Origin of the sequence: Nocardioides caricicola, from assembly GCF_039541135.1 — a bacterium.
Taxonomy (GTDB): Bacteria; Actinomycetota; Actinomycetes; order Propionibacteriales; family Nocardioidaceae; genus Nocardioides; species Nocardioides caricicola.
Genome location: NZ_BAABFQ010000003.1, coordinates 19,148 through 33,505 on the forward strand (window position 1 = coordinate 19,148; position 14,358 = coordinate 33,505).

18 protein-coding genes are annotated in these 14,358 nt (G+C 71.7%); 15 read left to right on the forward strand and 3 right to left on the reverse strand.

Translation table 11 applies throughout. The features are described 5' to 3' along the window. Window positions 1-287: 287 nt before the first annotated feature. The 7 genes from ABD875_RS01750 to ABD875_RS01780 all read left to right on the forward strand — a co-directional run bounded on the left by ABD875_RS01750 (window position 288) and on the right by ABD875_RS01780 (window position 5,365). On the forward strand, window positions 288-1,169 hold the full coding sequence (locus ABD875_RS01750; RefSeq protein WP_379187300.1) for a ParA family protein: 882 nt from the start codon (window positions 288-290) through the stop codon (window positions 1,167-1,169). Then, window positions 1,154-1,480, forward strand: a complete 327-nt coding sequence (locus ABD875_RS01755; protein ID WP_345170747.1) for a hypothetical protein — start codon at window positions 1,154-1,156, stop codon at window positions 1,478-1,480. The genes ABD875_RS01750 and ABD875_RS01755 overlap by 16 nt, the downstream gene beginning before the upstream one ends. Beyond that, window positions 1,477-2,397 carry a segregation and condensation protein A gene (locus ABD875_RS01760; protein ID WP_345170748.1) on the forward strand — a complete coding sequence of 307 codons (921 nt, stop codon included), beginning with the start codon at window positions 1,477-1,479 and terminating at the stop codon, window positions 2,395-2,397. Before ABD875_RS01755 ends, ABD875_RS01760 begins: the two co-directional genes overlap by 4 nt. Then, window positions 2,381-3,073: an SMC-Scp complex subunit ScpB gene (gene scpB, locus ABD875_RS01765; RefSeq protein WP_345170749.1), complete on the forward strand. Its 693-nt coding sequence runs from the start codon at window positions 2,381-2,383 to the stop codon at window positions 3,071-3,073. The genes ABD875_RS01760 and scpB overlap by 17 nt, the downstream gene beginning before the upstream one ends. Further along, window positions 3,070-3,819, forward strand: coding sequence for a pseudouridine synthase (locus tag ABD875_RS01770; protein WP_345170750.1), 750 nt, complete (start codon window positions 3,070-3,072; stop codon window positions 3,817-3,819). The genes scpB and ABD875_RS01770 overlap by 4 nt, the downstream gene beginning before the upstream one ends. 77 nt (window positions 3,820-3,896) lie before the next feature. Continuing rightward, on the forward strand, window positions 3,897-4,481 hold the full coding sequence (locus tag ABD875_RS01775) for a carboxymuconolactone decarboxylase family protein (protein ID WP_345170751.1): 585 nt from the start codon (window positions 3,897-3,899) through the stop codon (window positions 4,479-4,481). 2 nt (window positions 4,482-4,483) lie between these two features. Next, complete coding sequence (locus ABD875_RS01780) at window positions 4,484-5,365, forward strand: RNA polymerase sigma-70 factor (RefSeq protein WP_345172647.1); 882 nt, start codon at window positions 4,484-4,486, stop codon at window positions 5,363-5,365. A gap of 5 nt (window positions 5,366-5,370) precedes the next feature. Here the strand turns inward: ABD875_RS01780 and gad are convergent, their stop codons facing one another. From gad to ABD875_RS01795, 3 genes are all read right to left on the reverse strand, one after another. Continuing rightward, window positions 5,371-6,741 carry a glutamate decarboxylase gene (gene gad, locus ABD875_RS01785; protein WP_345170752.1) on the reverse strand — a complete coding sequence of 457 codons (1,371 nt, stop codon included), beginning with the start codon at window positions 6,739-6,741 and terminating at the stop codon, window positions 5,371-5,373. Continuing rightward, window positions 6,738-7,304, reverse strand: a complete 567-nt coding sequence (locus ABD875_RS01790) for a hypothetical protein (protein WP_345170753.1) — start codon at window positions 7,302-7,304, stop codon at window positions 6,738-6,740. Before ABD875_RS01790 ends, gad begins: the two co-directional genes overlap by 4 nt. Before the next feature lie 94 nt (window positions 7,305-7,398). Continuing rightward, window positions 7,399-7,755 (reverse strand): STAS domain-containing protein, encoded by a 357-nt coding sequence (locus ABD875_RS01795; protein ID WP_345170754.1) that lies wholly within the window; start codon window positions 7,753-7,755, stop codon window positions 7,399-7,401. A 31-nt stretch (window positions 7,756-7,786) separates the two neighbouring features. Here ABD875_RS01795 and ABD875_RS01800 point away from each other — a divergent pair, with 31 nt between their 5' ends. From ABD875_RS01800 to ABD875_RS01835, 8 genes are all read left to right on the forward strand, one after another. Further along, window positions 7,787-8,578: a helix-turn-helix domain-containing protein gene (locus ABD875_RS01800; protein WP_345170755.1), complete on the forward strand. Its 792-nt coding sequence runs from the start codon at window positions 7,787-7,789 to the stop codon at window positions 8,576-8,578. 4 nt (window positions 8,579-8,582) lie between these two features. Next, window positions 8,583-8,975: a VOC family protein gene (locus tag ABD875_RS01805; protein WP_345170756.1), complete on the forward strand. Its 393-nt coding sequence runs from the start codon at window positions 8,583-8,585 to the stop codon at window positions 8,973-8,975. Between the two features lie 9 nt (window positions 8,976-8,984). Further along, window positions 8,985-9,371, forward strand: a complete 387-nt coding sequence (aroH, locus tag ABD875_RS01810) for a chorismate mutase (protein ID WP_345170757.1) — start codon at window positions 8,985-8,987, stop codon at window positions 9,369-9,371. Further along, complete coding sequence (locus tag ABD875_RS01815) at window positions 9,364-10,425, forward strand: prephenate dehydrogenase (RefSeq protein ID WP_345170758.1); 1,062 nt, start codon at window positions 9,364-9,366, stop codon at window positions 10,423-10,425. The genes aroH and ABD875_RS01815 overlap by 8 nt, the downstream gene beginning before the upstream one ends. Window positions 10,426-10,436: 11 nt before the next feature. Further along, complete coding sequence (gene cmk / locus ABD875_RS01820) at window positions 10,437-11,108, forward strand: (d)CMP kinase (RefSeq protein WP_345170759.1); 672 nt, start codon at window positions 10,437-10,439, stop codon at window positions 11,106-11,108. Then, window positions 11,105-11,866 (forward strand): lysophospholipid acyltransferase family protein, encoded by a 762-nt coding sequence (locus ABD875_RS01825; RefSeq protein ID WP_345170760.1) that lies wholly within the window; start codon window positions 11,105-11,107, stop codon window positions 11,864-11,866. The genes cmk and ABD875_RS01825 overlap by 4 nt, the downstream gene beginning before the upstream one ends. Beyond that, window positions 11,863-13,230 carry a ribosome biogenesis GTPase Der gene (gene der / locus ABD875_RS01830; protein ID WP_345170761.1) on the forward strand — a complete coding sequence of 456 codons (1,368 nt, stop codon included), beginning with the start codon at window positions 11,863-11,865 and terminating at the stop codon, window positions 13,228-13,230. The genes ABD875_RS01825 and der overlap by 4 nt, the downstream gene beginning before the upstream one ends. A gap of 115 nt (window positions 13,231-13,345) precedes the next feature. Further along, window positions 13,346-14,338, forward strand: coding sequence for a hypothetical protein (locus ABD875_RS01835; protein ID WP_345170762.1), 993 nt, complete (start codon window positions 13,346-13,348; stop codon window positions 14,336-14,338). The last annotated feature ends 20 nt before the right edge of the window (window positions 14,339-14,358 follow it).

A 14,358-nucleotide genomic window follows, 5' to 3' on the forward strand; every position in this document is an offset into this window, starting at 1 on the left:
TGCACAGGTACCCCCCTCCCTGTGCACCCCGCGCCGGGCGTCGTGCACAGTCCATCAACAGATTTGCCCCTGGCCTGGGGGTTTCGGGGGTTCGGCTTGTCGCTGTCGGAGCCCGGTCCTAGAGTCACCGCGAGTCGACCACAAGTCGTTGTGTCGACAAGTCGGTGAGGGAGCGGCAGATGAGCGCAGACGGCACGTTCGCAGGCGCTGCTGGCCAGATGCCGCCCCAGGTCTCGCCGAGGTCCACCACTCCTTCCCCCGCTCCCACCATCGGAGATGAGTCGCCCGTGACCGACCCCCTGCCCTTCGAGCGCCCGGTCTCGGAGGCCAAGCTCGGCCCGACCGGCCGGCCGATGCCGGTGATCCCGGAGCCGACACCCCTCACCGAGCACGGCCCGGCCCGGGTCGTGTCGATGTGCAACCAGAAGGGCGGGGTCGGCAAGACCACGACCACGATCAACCTGGGCGCGTCGCTGGCCGAGTTCGGCCGCAAGGTGCTGCTCGTCGACTTCGACCCCCAGGGATCGCTGTCGGTCGGCCTCGGGCTGAACCCGCACGAGATGGAGCTGACGGTCTACAACCTGCTGATGGACCGCCAGGTGTCGCTCGACGAGGTCGTCGTACCCACCGGCGTGCCCGGGATGGACCTGCTGCCCTCGAACATCGACCTCTCGGCCGCCGAGGTCCAGCTGGTCCACGAGGTCGCGCGCGAGCAGACCCTCAAGCGGGTGCTCGAGCCGGCGCTCGCCCACTACGACGTCATCCTCATCGACTGCCAGCCGTCGCTCGGCCTGCTGACGGTCAACGCGCTCACGGCCTCCGACGGCGTGATCGTCCCGCTCGAGTGCGAGTACTTCGCGCTGCGCGGCGTCGCGCTGCTCAAGACCACGATCGACAAGGTCCAGGAGCGGCTCAACCCCAAGCTCGAGATCGACGGCGTGCTCGGCACCATGTACGACGGCCGCACGCTGCACTCGCGCGAGGTGATGGAGCGGCTGGTGCAGGCCTGGGGCGACCTGGTGTTCCACACCGTCATCCGGCGTACCGTGAAGTTCAGCGACTCCACCGTCGCCGGCGAGCCGATCACGACCTATGCCAGCTCGTCGAGCGGTGCGGACGCCTACCGCCAGCTGGCCAAGGAGGTGCTGGCCCGGTGCCTCGACGGGTGAGCCTGCCTGCCGCCGACGACCTGTTCCGCCCCACCGCCCGCACCGAGGAGCCGGAGGCTGCGCCGGCGGAGCCCGAGCAGGACGGCCGCAAGAAGCCGAGCGGCCGGGTCCGGCACGACGAGAAGATGACGGTGTACATCACCTCCGACGAGCTGCTCGACCTCGAGCACGCCCGGCTGGTGCTGCGCCGTTCGCACGGCCTGGCCGTCGACCGGGGCCGGGTGGTCCGGGAGGCGATCGCGCTCGTGCTCGCGGACTTCGAGGCCCGCGGCGACGAGAGCGCGCTGGTCCGACGGTTGACCGAGGAATGACTCCGCCAGTCGACCAGTCAGCCGGGCCGTCATCCGGGCCGTCAGCCGGGCAGCCCGTCGAGCAGTCCGAGGCCACGCCCGGTTTCGAGGTGCGGCTGGAGAACTTCGAGGGTCCGTTCGACCTCCTGCTCAACCTGATCGCGAAGCACAAGCTCGACATCACCGAGGTCTCGCTGTCGACGGTCACCGACGAGTTCATCGAGCACGTCAAGGCCGGTGGCAAGGTCTGGGACCTCGAGCAGACGACGTCGTTCCTGCTCGTCGCCTCCACGCTGCTCGACCTGAAGGCGGCGCGGCTGCTGCCGCAGGGTGACGTCGAGGACGAGGAGGACCTCGCGCTGCTGGAGGCCCGCGACCTGCTGTTCGCCCGGCTGCTGCAGTACCGCGCCTTCAAGCAGGTGGCCGCGGTGCTCGAGCAGCGGCTGGCCGGCGAAGCGCGCCGGCACCCTCGCGCGGTCGGTCTGGAGGAGCGGTTCGCCGGGCTGCTGCCCGAGGTGCTCATCGGGATCGGGCTGGAGCAGTTCGCCCAGATGGCCGCGAAGGCGCTCGAGCCCAAGCCGGTGCTCGAGGTCTCGCTGCACCACATCCACGCCGCGAAGGTCAGCGTGCGCGAGCAGGCCGCCCTGGTCGTCGACCGGCTGCGCCGCTCGGGGACGATGACGTTCCGCGCGCTGTGCGGGGACTCGCCCGACCGGCTCACGACCGTGGCGCGGTTCCTCGCGCTGCTCGAGCTGTTCCGCGAGAGCGCGGTCGCGTTCGACCAGGTGACGCCGCTGGGCGAGCTCACCGTACGGTGGACGGGAGACGAGGACGCCGACGTCGACGAGCTGATCACCGACGAGTTCGACGGCGCGCCGGTGGAGGACGATGCCGATCAGGGCGGACCAGAGGGAGACGACGATGACCGAGACGACTGAGGCCGAGGAGACGCTGGCGGTCCCCGTCGCGGAGCTGCGCCCGTCGCTCGAGGCGCTGCTCATGGTCGCCGACCAGCCGCTGGACGAGATGGCGCTGGCGACCGCGACCGGCTACCCGACCGAGGAGGTCTCGCTCGCGCTCGCCGGGCTGGCCGCGGAGTACACCGAGCAGGGCCGTGGCTTCGAGCTCCGCAACGTCGGCGGCGGGTGGCGCTACTACACCCGTGAGGAGTACGCCGCGGTCGTCGAGGGCTTCGTGCTCGAGGGCCAGCAGGCCCGGCTCACCCAGGCCGCGCTGGAGACCCTCGCGGTGGTGGCCTACAAGCAGCCGATCTCGCGGGCCCGGGTGTCGGCCATCCGGGGCGTGAACGTCGACGGCGTGATGCGCACGCTGCTGTCGCGGGGTCTGCTCGAGGAGGCGGGCCACGACGAGAGCACGGGCGCGCACCTGTACCGCACGACCGCGTACTTCATGGAGCGGATCGGGGTGAGCTCGCTCGACGAGCTGCCCGAGCTGGCGCCGTACCTGCCCGACATGGACGACCTCGAGGACGAGCTGGCCGAGATGGTCGCGCCCGTCGCCACGGAGCAGGCGCCCGAGCCGGAGCCGCACCAGCCGCACTCGCCGCACAGCGGTGACGGCACCGAGCCCGACGGCGGGACCGAGCCGACGTGAGTGACCTCCCGACCGACGACGACGGCCTGATCCGGCTGCAGAAGCTGCTGGCGATGTCGAACGTCGCCTCGCGCCGCAAGTGCGAGGAGCTGATGCTCGACGGCGAGGTGGAGGTCGACGGCGAGGTCGTCACCCGGCTCGGCACCAAGGTCGACCCGCGCACCGCGGTGATCCGGGTGTCCGGCAAGCGGCTGCCCCCCGTGTCGGAGAAGGTCTACCTCGTCCTCAACAAGCCACGCGGCGTCGTTTCGACGATGTCGGACCCCGAGGGTCGACGCAGCCTGGGCGACCTGGTCGCGGACCGGCCCGAGCGGTTGTTCCACGTCGGCCGGCTCGACACCGACACCTCGGGGCTGATCATCCTCACCAACGACGGCGACTTCGCGCAGCGGCTGGCGCACCCGTCGTACGAGGTGGACAAGACCTACGTCGCCGAGGTCGAGGGCGAGATCTACCGCGGCACGCTCAAGAAGCTCCTCGAGGGCGTCACGCTCGAGGACGGGCCGGTCACGGTCAGCAAGGCCCGGATCATCGAGGCCGGCAAGGAGAAGTCGATCGTCGAGGTGGTGATCCACGAGGGCCGCAACCGGATCGTGCGGCGGCTGTTCGACCACCTCGGCTTCCCGGTACGCCGGCTCACCCGCACGCAGATCGGCCCCGTGGTGCTGCGCGGCCTGCGGTCGGGGGAGATGCGCGAGCTCACGCTCGACGAGCTCGGGGAGCTGCTGGACCGCGCGGCGCTCTGAACTTTCTCCTCCAGGCCTGTCACAGGCCGACCGGGGCCGGCGTCTTCATGTCGAACCGACCCGAACAGGAGGACGACATGACCACCACGACCCGCATCCCTGTCGCCGAGATCACCGGCTTCAAGGGCTGGATCATCAAGCGCTTCGCCCGCAGGACGCTCGGCCAGGTGCCGACCTCGATCGGCGTGTACTGGCACAACCAGAAGGTGCTCATGGACATGGCCTCCTTCGGTGGCAAGGTCAAGAAGTGGGACGCCTGCGACGAGCAGCTGAAGTCCTTCGCCCACATGGCGGTCGCGTCGATGGTCGGCTGCACCTGGTGCCTGGACTTCAACTACTTCGAGGCGCACAACAAGAACCTCGACATGACCAAGGCCCGCGAGATCCCGCGCTGGCGCGACGCGGACGTGTTCTCGTCGCTGGAGCGCGAGGTGCTCGGCTACGCGGAGGCGATGACGGAGACCGAGCCGACCGTGACCGACGAGATGGTCGCCTCGCTGCGCTCGCAGATCGGGGACGCGGCGCTCCTCGAGCTGACTGCGGTGATCGCGTTCGCGAACTCCACGACGCGGCCGAACGTCGCCCTCGGCATCGAGTCCGACGGCTTCGCCGCGGCGTGCGGGCTCGAGCCGCTCGCCGAGCGGGCCACCGTAGGGTCGTGACCGTGCTGGAGGACCCGTTCGTCGCCCACCGGCGGCTGCTGTTCACCGTGGCCTACGAGATGCTCGGCTCGGCCGCCGAGGCCGAGGACGTCGTGCAGGACACCTGGATCCGCTGGGACGCGATCGCTCCGGAGGGCCGAGCCGAGGTCCGTGACCCGCGCGCGTACCTGGTCCGGATGACCACCCGCAAGGCGCTCGACCGGCTGCGTGCGAACGCGCGCCGCCGCGAGGACTACGTCGGCGAGTGGCTGCCCGAGCCGCTGCTGACCGCGCCGGACGTCGCCGAGGACGTGGAGCTCGCCGAGAGCGTGTCGTTCGCGATGCTCACGGTGCTGGAGACGCTGGGGCCGACCGAGCGCGCGGTGTTCGTGCTGCGGGAGGTCTTCGACGTGCCGTACGGCGAGATCGCGCAGGCGGTCGAGAAGTCGGAGGCCGCCGTACGCCAGATCGCGCACCGCGCCCGCGAGCATGTCGCCGCCCGGCGTCCGCGGGTCGCGGTGAGCCGTGACGAGCAGCAGGAGGTCGTCGAGCGGTTCCTCGCGGCGGTCAGCGGCGGTGACCTCCAGGGGCTGCTGGACGCCCTCGCCCCGGACGTGGTCATGGTCGCGGACGGCGGCGGGATCGCCCAGGCGGTCACGAACCCGGTCGCCGGCGCGAAGAAGGTGGCGAACCTGCTGCGCACGTTCCCCAAGTTCGGCGCCGGCGCGACGATCGTGCCGGTGCTGCTCAACGGGGCTCCCGGCGCGCGCATCGTCGGGCTGGACGACGGCCACGAGACCGCGATCCTGTTCACGGTCGAGGACGGCCGGATCAGCCGGATCTACGCGGTGCGCAACCCCGAGAAGCTCAGCAGCATCGATGTGGAGGCGGCGCTCGGCCGCTGACGGCGCTAGTGCCCCGGACCGACCACCATCTTGGCGCGCTCGGACTCGTGCGCCCCGCCCTTCTCGTCGAGGGTGGCGCAGGCCTCCGCGATGTCGCGGGCGAGCGTGTCGACGTGCTCCTGGCTGAACGTCTCCTTCACCAGGGCGCGCATGATCGTGACCTCCTGGGCATCTGGCGGCAGCGTGTAGGCAGGGACCATCCAGCCGCGCTCGGCCGACAGCTGCCAGGCGATGTCGAACTCGTCGTACGACGTCCTCTCGGCCAGCCGCCAGGCCACCAGCGGGAGCTGCTCGTGGTCGCGGCCGATGATCTCGAAGCGGCCCATTTCCTCGAGCCGGTCGGCGAGCCGGTGGGCGTTGTGCTGCATGTTCCGCAGCTTGTACGTGTAGCCGGCGCGGCCGAACCGCACGAAGTTGTAGTACTGCGCGAGCACCATGCTCGAGCCGGTCGAGAAGTTCAGGGTGAACGTCTCGTCGGTCTTGCCGAGGTAGTTCTCCTTGAAGACCAGGTCCGGCGCGAGGTCGGCCTTCTCCCTGAAGACGAGCCAGCCGACGCCGGGGTAGACCAGGCCGAACTTGTGCCCGGACACGTTGATCGACCGCACCTGCTCGAGGCGGAAGTCCCAGGCGGAGTCCGGGTAGAGGAACGGCCACACGAAGCCGCCGCTGGCGCCGTCGACGTGCAGGGGGACGTCCATGTCCCGCTCGTCGCGGATCCGGACCAGCAGGTCGTTGATGCCGACGATGTCGTCGCGGTGGCCGGTGAACGTCGTCCCCAGGACGGCCGCGACGCCGATCGTGTTCTCGTCCACGAACGGCTCGACGTCCTCGGGCCCGATCGTGTACTTGCCGGGTCGCAGGGGCACGATCCGCGGCTCGACGTCGAAGTAGCGGCAGAACTTCTCCCACACCACGTGCACGTCGCCGCCGAAGACCAGGTTGGGGTTGGTCGTCGGCCGGCCGGCGGCCTGCTGCCGCGTCCGCCAGTTCCACTTCAGCGACAGCGCGCCGAGCATGATCGCCTCCGACGAGCCCTGGGTGCGCGCGCCGGTGGTCTCACCGGGCGCGTGGAAGAGGTCGGCGAGCATCCGGATGCAGCGCTGCTCGATCTCGGCGGTCCGCGGGTACTCCGCGTGGTCGATGAAGTTGCGGTGCAGGTTCGCGGCGATCAGCCGCTGCGCCTCCGGCTCCATCCAGGTGGTCACGAACGTCGCGAGGTTGCGGGCCGGATCACCCTCGATGGCGAGGTCCTCCGCCACCAGCCGCATCGCGTCGACCGAGGTCATCCCGCCGTCGGGGAACGTCCGGCTGGGGGTGTCCTGGGCTGCGAAGCGGTTGCCGAACAGGGCGGCGTCGGCGTCGGACGTGGTGGTCATGTGGGTTCTCCTTCGAAGCACACGAGCATGAGGGCGGCGCCGACGAAGAAGCACACGGCGCCGAGGAGGGTGCCGCCGACGGCGGCGAGGTCGTCCACGGCGGAGCCGTCGGGCAGCACGTACGCACCGATCGCCGAGATGCCGAAGAGCACCGAGCCGACCATGTTCAGCCAGGCGATCAGGCCCGCCTGGGCGAGCAGTGCGAACGTGCTGGAGACCAGGAAGAGCGTCGAGCCGACCACGTCGGGCCGCCAGACGTGGTGGTTCTCCGCCTGCGTGGACGCGTACGTCGCCAGCGCGGCGGTCGTGCTGACGTTGAAGCAGAGCGTGCCGGGGAACTGCGTCGCGGCGGCGACCCAGTTCCGGTCATGGGGTTGCCACGACCACCAGGTGAGCGGCGGCACCGTCGGGGACTGCGCCTGGAGCAGCTGGCCGAGCGACGCCGCCGTGAAGAACACCGCCCCGACGACGTAGGTCAGCGCGTCGGCGCGGGCGCCGACGCCGTCGAGGTAGGCGGGCACCGAGCCCAGCACGAAGCACGCCGAGCCGATCATGAACAGCACGGCGATGGTCGAGTTCAGGCGTGCAGGGGTGATCCTGCGAGTCTGGAGGGGACAGCAGGGCGCCCACACCCCCCGGTTCGGGTGACCCCGAGGACTACACGAGCTCCCCGGCGAGCGCGTCGTCGAGGTCGTCGTGGATCCGGAAGACCCGGTCCAGCGACGTCGCCCGCAGCACGTTGAGCACCGGCCTGCTCGTGCACACGAGGACCATCGAGGTCTGGAGCACGCGCGCCCGCTTGTAGGCGCCGATGAGGGCGCCGAGCCCGAGCGAGTCCATGAACGTGACCTCGTCGAGCACCAGGACGAGCCGCGACGGCCCGTCCACCTGGATCTCCTGGAGCTTGGCGCGCAGCGCGCCCACAGTGGCGAGGTCGACCTCGCCGGCGCACCGCACGACGGCGGTGTCGTCGCGTCGCTCGACGACGATCATGAGCTGGTCCTGAGTTGGCACGCAGCAGTTGTACCCCGGATACGGTGTTTGCATGGCTCCTTCGCCCGACGGAGTTCTCGCGCCGTACGTCGCCTCCGTCTCGGCGTACGACGTCGCGCTCGGACCGGCGGGCGTCCACCGCGGGCTGCCCGGCACGACGCTGACGTTCGTGCTGCCGGTCGGGGAGCCGCTCGACGTCGGGTGGGCCGGGGACCCGGCCAGCCGCGCGCGCCGCTGGTCGACGGTGTCGGGGCTGCACGCCCACCCCGCCGAGATCCACCACGACGGCCACCAGGCCGGCGTCCAGCTCGAGCTCACCACCGCGGGCGCCCGGGCACTGTTCGGGCTGCCGGCGGCGGCGCTCGCCGGCGAGCTGCTCGAGCTGGAGGACGTGGCACCGTGGCTGCGCACGCTGCCGGAGCGCCTGCACGAGGCGCCGGCTCACGCGTGGGTGGCGGTGGTCGAGCACACGTTGGCCGCCGCGCTCGTCGACGTACCCGCGGCGCGGGCCGAGGTCGGCCGGGCGCTGGCCCGGCTCACCCGCGGGGCGGGGGTCCAGGAGGTGGCCGACGAGGTCGGCTACAGCCGCCGGCACCTGGCTGGGCTGGTCCGGGCCGAGTGCGGCCTGGCGCCGAAGCAGGTGCAGCGGCTCGGCCGGTTCGAGGCGTCCCGGTCCCTCATGGGGCGGTTGCCGCTGGCAGAGGTGGCGTACCGGTGCGGGTACGCCGACCAGGCGCACCTCACCCGCGAGTGGAGCGCCCTGGCGGGCTGCCCGCCGACGACGTGGCTGCGCGAGGAGTTCCCATTCCTCCAAGACCTCGACGCACGCGCCGCGGGAGGCTGAGGTCATGACGAACGCAGCAGAGGTCCGGCTCTGGCACACGATGTCCTTCCGCGACGCCGACGCGATGATCGCCTTCCTGTCCGCGATCGGCTTCGTCGAGCACGCGACGTACCGGTCAGAGACCGACCCGTCCGTCGTCGAGCACGCCGAGTGGCTGTGGCCCGGGGGAGGCGGTCTGATGTTCGGCAGCCTCCGCGAGGGCGGGGCGGTCACGAACGTCGGCGGGTCCGCGGCGTACCTGGTCGCCGACGACCCGGACGCGGTCTTCGACCGGGCCGTCGAGGCGGGCGCGACGGTGCTCCGCGCGATGGTCGACCAGGACTACGGGGGCCGCGGCGGCAGCGTCGAGGATCCAGAGGGCAATCACTGGTCATTCGGGAGCTACCAACCCCGTTAACCTGTCCGCGTGGCAGTCAGGGCAGTGCGAGGAGCGACCCAGCTCGACGAGGACGTGCGCGAGCACATGCTGGAGAGGGTGGCCGAGATGGTCACCGACGTCATGCAGTCCAACGGGCTGGACGTCGACGACTTCATCTCGATCATCTTCACCGCGACCTCCGACCTGAACTCCGAGTTCCCCGCCTATGCGGCGCGGATCCTCGGCTTCAGCGACGTACCCCTGATCTGCGCCCGGGAGCTCGAGATCGACGGCTCGATGCCGCGGGTAGTGCGGATGATGGCGCACGTCGAGACCGACCTGCCGCGCTCCGACATCACGCACGTCTACCTGCACGGCGCCGCCGCGCTGCGCCGCGACCTCACCCGGGTCCACGCGGTCCCCGACGATGAGTGAGCTGGTGGGCCCGGTCGAGGTGATCGGCACCGGCCTGCTGGGGACGTCGATCGCGCTCGCGTGTCGGCGCGCGGGCCTGGAGGTGCTGCTGAGCGACCTCTCAGCGGAGCACGTGCGGACGGCGTCCGCGCTCGGTGCCGGACGCCCGCGAACCCCCGGTGACCGTCCGCAGCTCGTCGTGGTCGCCGTGCCGCCGGACCACCTCGGCGCCGCGATCGCCGCCGCGCTGCGGGCCGGCGACGCCGTCGTCACCGACGTCGGGAGTGTGAAGGCGGGGCCGCTGGCCGAGGTCGCGGGCGAGCCTCGCGTCCGGCGCTACGTCGGCAGCCACCCGATGGCCGGCAGCGAGCGCTCCGGTCCGCTGGCCGCGACGGCCGACCTCTTCGAGGGCCGACCCTGGGCGGTGGCGCCGCACGCCGACGCCGACCCGGACGCCGTCGCGCTGGTCGAGGAGCTCGTGGCGCTGTGCAACGCGGTCGTCGTCCGGCTCAGCCCGGAGGACCACGACCGGGCCGTGGCGCGGACGTCGCACGTCCCGCACCTGCTCGCGTCGCTGGTGGCCGGGCGGCTTGCCGACGCTCCCGCGGACTACCTCAAGCTGTCCGGCCAGGGGGTCCGCGACGTCACGCGGGTGGCGGCCGGGAGCCCCGACCTCTACGGGCAGATCGTGGCCGCGAACTCGGCCGCGGTCGTCGACCTGCTCTCGGAGGTGCGCGCCGGGCTGGACTCGATGATCCAGGCGCTCACCGACGCCGACCGCGACACGCTGCGGGTGCTGCTCGACCGCGGCGTGGACGGCACCCGGGCGATCCCGGGCAAGCACGGCGGGCCGGTGCGGCCGACGGCGTCGGTCTTCGTGTCGGTGCCCGACGAGCCGGGCGTGCTCGCGCGGCTGTTCGCGGCGGCGGGGGAGGCCGAGGTCAACATCGAGGACGTGCGCATCGACCACGACCTCGGCCGCGCCGTGGGTCTGGTCGAGCTGCTCGTCGAGGAGTCGCGCGGCGAGCACCTGCTGGCCTCGCTCGAATCCCGGGGATGGGTGACCCACCGGTAGGCTGTGGGCCCGTGAGCAGCCCCCTCGTCGTCGCGATCGACGGCACCTCCGGATCCGGCAAGTCGAGCACCTCGCGGGGTGTCGCGCACCGGTTGGGGCTGCGCTACCTCGACACCGGCGCGATGTTCCGCGCGATGACCTGCTGGATGCTCGAGCACGGCGTCGACGTGCACGACCCGGTCGCCGTCGCCGCGCGCTGCCACGAGCCGGAGATCGTCTCGGGCACCGACCCGCTCGGGCCGACGATCACCGTGGACGGCGCGGACGTCGCGGTGGCGATCCGCAGCGACGCCGTGAACGCCGCGGTCTCGCCGGTCAGCGCCGTCCCCGAGGTGCGGGCCCGGCTGCTCCAGCTCCAGCGCGACGTGATCGCCGCCGACGGAGGCATCGTCGTCGAGGGCCGCGACATCGGGTCCGTCGTGGTCCCGGACGCGCCGGTGAAGGTCTACCTGAGCGCCGACCCCTCGGCCCGCGCGCTCCGACGCGCCGCCGAGCAGGGGAGCGCCGACGTCGAGGCGACCCAGGCGTCGTTGCTGGCGCGCGACGCGATCGACTCCGGACGCGCGACCGCGCCGCTGGTGATGGCCGACGGTGCGGTGCACATCGACACCACGCCGTACACCCTCGAGGAGGTCGTCGGCCTCGTGGTCGGCCTGGTCGAGGAAGCCGGGGCCCGCACATGAACAGCGGCGCCGCACACCTCGCGCTGCCGCGCAGCGACCAGAAGAAGGCGCCGTCCCGCTTCCTGCTGCACCCGCTACGACCGATCGCGGCCTGGCTGCTGCGGCGGCGCTACGACGTGCGCCTGCACGTGATCGGGACCGTCCCCACCGAGGGACCCGTGATCTTCGCGTCCAACCACGTGGGCGTCATCGACGGCCCGATGCTCGCGATCTACGCGCCGCGGCCCGTGCACGCGCTGACCAAGCAGGAGATGTTCACGGGCTTCCTGGGCCGGTTCCTGCGCTGGGCGGGCCAGATCCGCCTCGACCGCTTCAACACCGACCCCGATGCCGTGAAGACCTGCCTGCGTGCGCTGCGCGACGGGCGCGCGGTCGGCATCTACCCGGAGGGCAGCCGCGGCAGCGGCGACCTCGAGCGGTTCCACCGGGGCGCGGCCTACCTCGCACTGGTGTCCGGTGCGCCCGTCGTACCCGTGATCATGCTCGGCAGCCGTGAGCCCGGCGGGACCAGCGGCTCGCTCCCGCGCCGCGGCGCGACCATCGACATGGTGTTCGGTGAGCCGTTCCAGGTCGACGCCGTGGCGTGGCCGAGGACACGGGAACAAGTGGAGAAGTACTCGTTGTTGCTGCGGGAGCACATGTTGGTCCTTCTGGACCAGGCGCGCGCGTTGACCGGGCAGGAGCTGCCCGGCCCGCTGCCGGGCCGTGATGTCGATCCCGACCCCGCCACCGGCGTTACCGACCAAGGAGCACCATGACCGAGCCCACGCCCGACGCGACCCCCGAGGCCGCCCCGGAGGCAATGGGTCCTGTCCCCGTGCTCGCCGTGGTCGGCCGACCCAACGTCGGCAAGTCCACGCTGGTGAACCGGATCATCGGCCGCCGCGAGGCCGTCGTGCAGGACATCCCCGGCGTGACCCGCGACCGGGTGTCGTACGACGCGAACTGGAACGGCCGGGCGTTCACGGTCGTCGACACCGGCGGCTGGGACCCCGACGCGAAGGGCCTCGCCGAGGCGATCCGCGCGCAGGCCGAGATCGCGGTGACCCTCGCCGACGCCGTGCTGTTCGTCGTCGACGCGACCGTGGGCATCACCGACGCCGACGAGGCGGTCGTGAAGATCCTGCGCGCGTCGAAGAAGCCGGTCGTGCTCGCCGCCAACAAGGTCGACGACCAGCGCACCGAGGCCGAGGCGTACGGCCTGTGGAACCTCGGGCTGGGCGAGCCGTACCCCGTCTCCGCCCTGCACGGCCGCGGCTCGGGCGACATGCTCGACGCCGTGCTCGCCGCGCTGCCCGAGACGCCGCCGCAGTCCTTCGAGGAGGTCGGCGGTCCCCGCAGGATCGCGATCGTCGGCAAGCCGAACGTCGGCAAGTCCTCGCTGCTCAACCAGCTCGCCGGCGAGACCCGGGTCGTCGTCGACAACGTCGCCGGCACCACCGTCGACCCGGTCGACGAGCTGATCGAGCTCGGCGGCACCACCTGGCGCTTCATCGACACCGCGGGCATCCGCAAGCGGGTCAAGGAAGCCTCGGGCCACGAGTACTACGCCTCGCTGCGCACCTCGACCGCGATCGACCGCGCCGAGGTCGCCGTGCTGGTGCTCGACGGCGGGCAGGCGATCTCCGAGCAGGACGTCCGCATCCTGCAGACCGTCCGCGAGGCCGGCCGGGCGCTGGTGATCGCGTTCAACAAGTGGGACCTCGTCGACGAGGAGCGCCGCTACTACCTCGAGCGCGAGATCGAGCGGGACCTCGTCCAGGTGCAGTGGGCGCCGCGGATCAACATCACCGCGCGCACCGGCTGGCACATCGACCGGCTGGTCCCCGCGCTCGAGAAGGCCCTCGAGGGCTGGGAGACCCGCATCTCGACCGGCGCCCTCAACGGCTTCCTCGGCCGGCTCGTCGCCGAGCACCCGCACCCGGTGCGCAGCGGCAAGCAGCCGCGCGTGCTGTTCGGCACCCAGGCCTCGGTCGCGCCGCCGACGTTCGTCCTCTTCACCACCGGCAAGCTCGACGCGTCGTACGAGCGGTTCATCGAGCGCCGGCTGCGCGAGGAGTTCGGGTTCGTCGGCACGCCGATCGTGCTGAACCAGCGGCCGCGGGAGAAGCGCAAGCGCTGACGACCGCCCTGCGGTCGGTGCGCGGAATGGTCACCAACCGCAGATTTCCGGGCCCCGAACGTGCGGTTCGTGACCATTCGTGAGGGTCTGGCTCGCGCCGGGTTACCGTCGAGCCATGCGACGCCTGCTCGCCCTGACCCTCGCCGCAACGGCCGTGGCGGCAGCACCCACGGCCGCACCGGCCACCGTGCCGGCTACCGCACCGGCTACCGCACCGGCCGCCAGGCCGATCGCCGGCACGTCGTGCTCAGAGTTCCCCGCCGACAACTGGTGGCACGCCGACGTGCGTGACCTGCCGGTGCACGCGCGCAGCCGGCAGTGGCTGTCGCACATGTCGACGGGCGTCGACCTGCACCCGGACTTCGGCCCGTCGTACGGCGACGGGCCGAACTACGGGATCCCGATCACCGTGGTGGGGTCGGGGCACCCGAAGGTGCGGGTGCGCTTCGACTACGCGAGCGAGAGCGACCGGGTGCGCTACCCGCTGGGCCGCGACACCCGGATCGAGGGCGGGCGCGGGTCGGCGGGGGACAAGCACGCGATCGTCGTGGACAAGGGCGCCTGCAAGCTCTACGAGACCTGGAACACCCGGGTGCGGCGCGGGAACTGGGTCGCGGGCTCGGGCGCGGTGTGGTCGCTGCGGTCCAACCGGTTGCGCCCGGACGGCTGGACGTCGGCCGACGCGGCCGGGCTGCCGATCCTGCCCGGACTGCTGCGCTGGAACGAGGTGAAGGCGGGACGCGTCGACCACGCGATCCGGTTCACCACCGACGTCACCAGCACCCACCACCTCTGGCCGGCCCGGCACGACGCCGGCTCGCGGAGCAGCCTCGCCTACCCGCCGATGGGCGCCCGGTTCCGGATGCGCGCCGGATTCTCCACCCGGGGCTTCTCGCCGTACGCCGTCGCGGTGATCCGGGCGATGAAGGTGCACGGGCTGGTGCTCGCCGACAACGGGTCGCCGTGGTACTTCCAGGGCGAGCAGAACGCGCGCTGGCCGGCGCGGCTGGTCGAGGAGCTCAAGGAGATCCCGGCGTCGGCGTTCGTCGCCGTCGACACGTCCTCGCTGCAGGTCTCTCCGAACTCGGCCCAGGTCGATCCCGATTGAGGTCAGGATCTGGCCGGATG

Bases quoted from the DNA above. Each gene is read 5' to 3' on its own strand.
- ABD875_RS01835 (WP_345170762.1), top strand. From the start codon at position 13,346: ATGCGACGCCTGCTCGCCCTGACCCTCGCCGCAACGGCCGTGGCGGCA.
- scpB (WP_345170749.1), top strand. From the start codon at position 2,381: ATGACCGAGACGACTGAGGCCGAGGAGACGCTGGCGGTCCCCGTCGCG.
- der (WP_345170761.1), top strand. From the start codon at position 11,863: ATGACCGAGCCCACGCCCGACGCGACCCCCGAGGCCGCCCCGGAGGCA.
- ABD875_RS01825 (WP_345170760.1), top strand. From the start codon at position 11,105: ATGAACAGCGGCGCCGCACACCTCGCGCTGCCGCGCAGCGACCAGAAG.
- ABD875_RS01805 (WP_345170756.1), top strand. From the start codon at position 8,583: ATGACGAACGCAGCAGAGGTCCGGCTCTGGCACACGATGTCCTTCCGC.
- ABD875_RS01800 (WP_345170755.1), top strand. From the start codon at position 7,787: ATGGCTCCTTCGCCCGACGGAGTTCTCGCGCCGTACGTCGCCTCCGTC.
- ABD875_RS01775 (WP_345170751.1), top strand. From the start codon at position 3,897: ATGACCACCACGACCCGCATCCCTGTCGCCGAGATCACCGGCTTCAAG.
- ABD875_RS01815 (WP_345170758.1), top strand. From the start codon at position 9,364: ATGAGTGAGCTGGTGGGCCCGGTCGAGGTGATCGGCACCGGCCTGCTG.
- gad (WP_345170752.1), bottom strand. From the start codon at position 6,741: ATGACCACCACGTCCGACGCCGACGCCGCCCTGTTCGGCAACCGCTTC.
- ABD875_RS01760 (WP_345170748.1), top strand. From the start codon at position 1,477: ATGACTCCGCCAGTCGACCAGTCAGCCGGGCCGTCATCCGGGCCGTCA.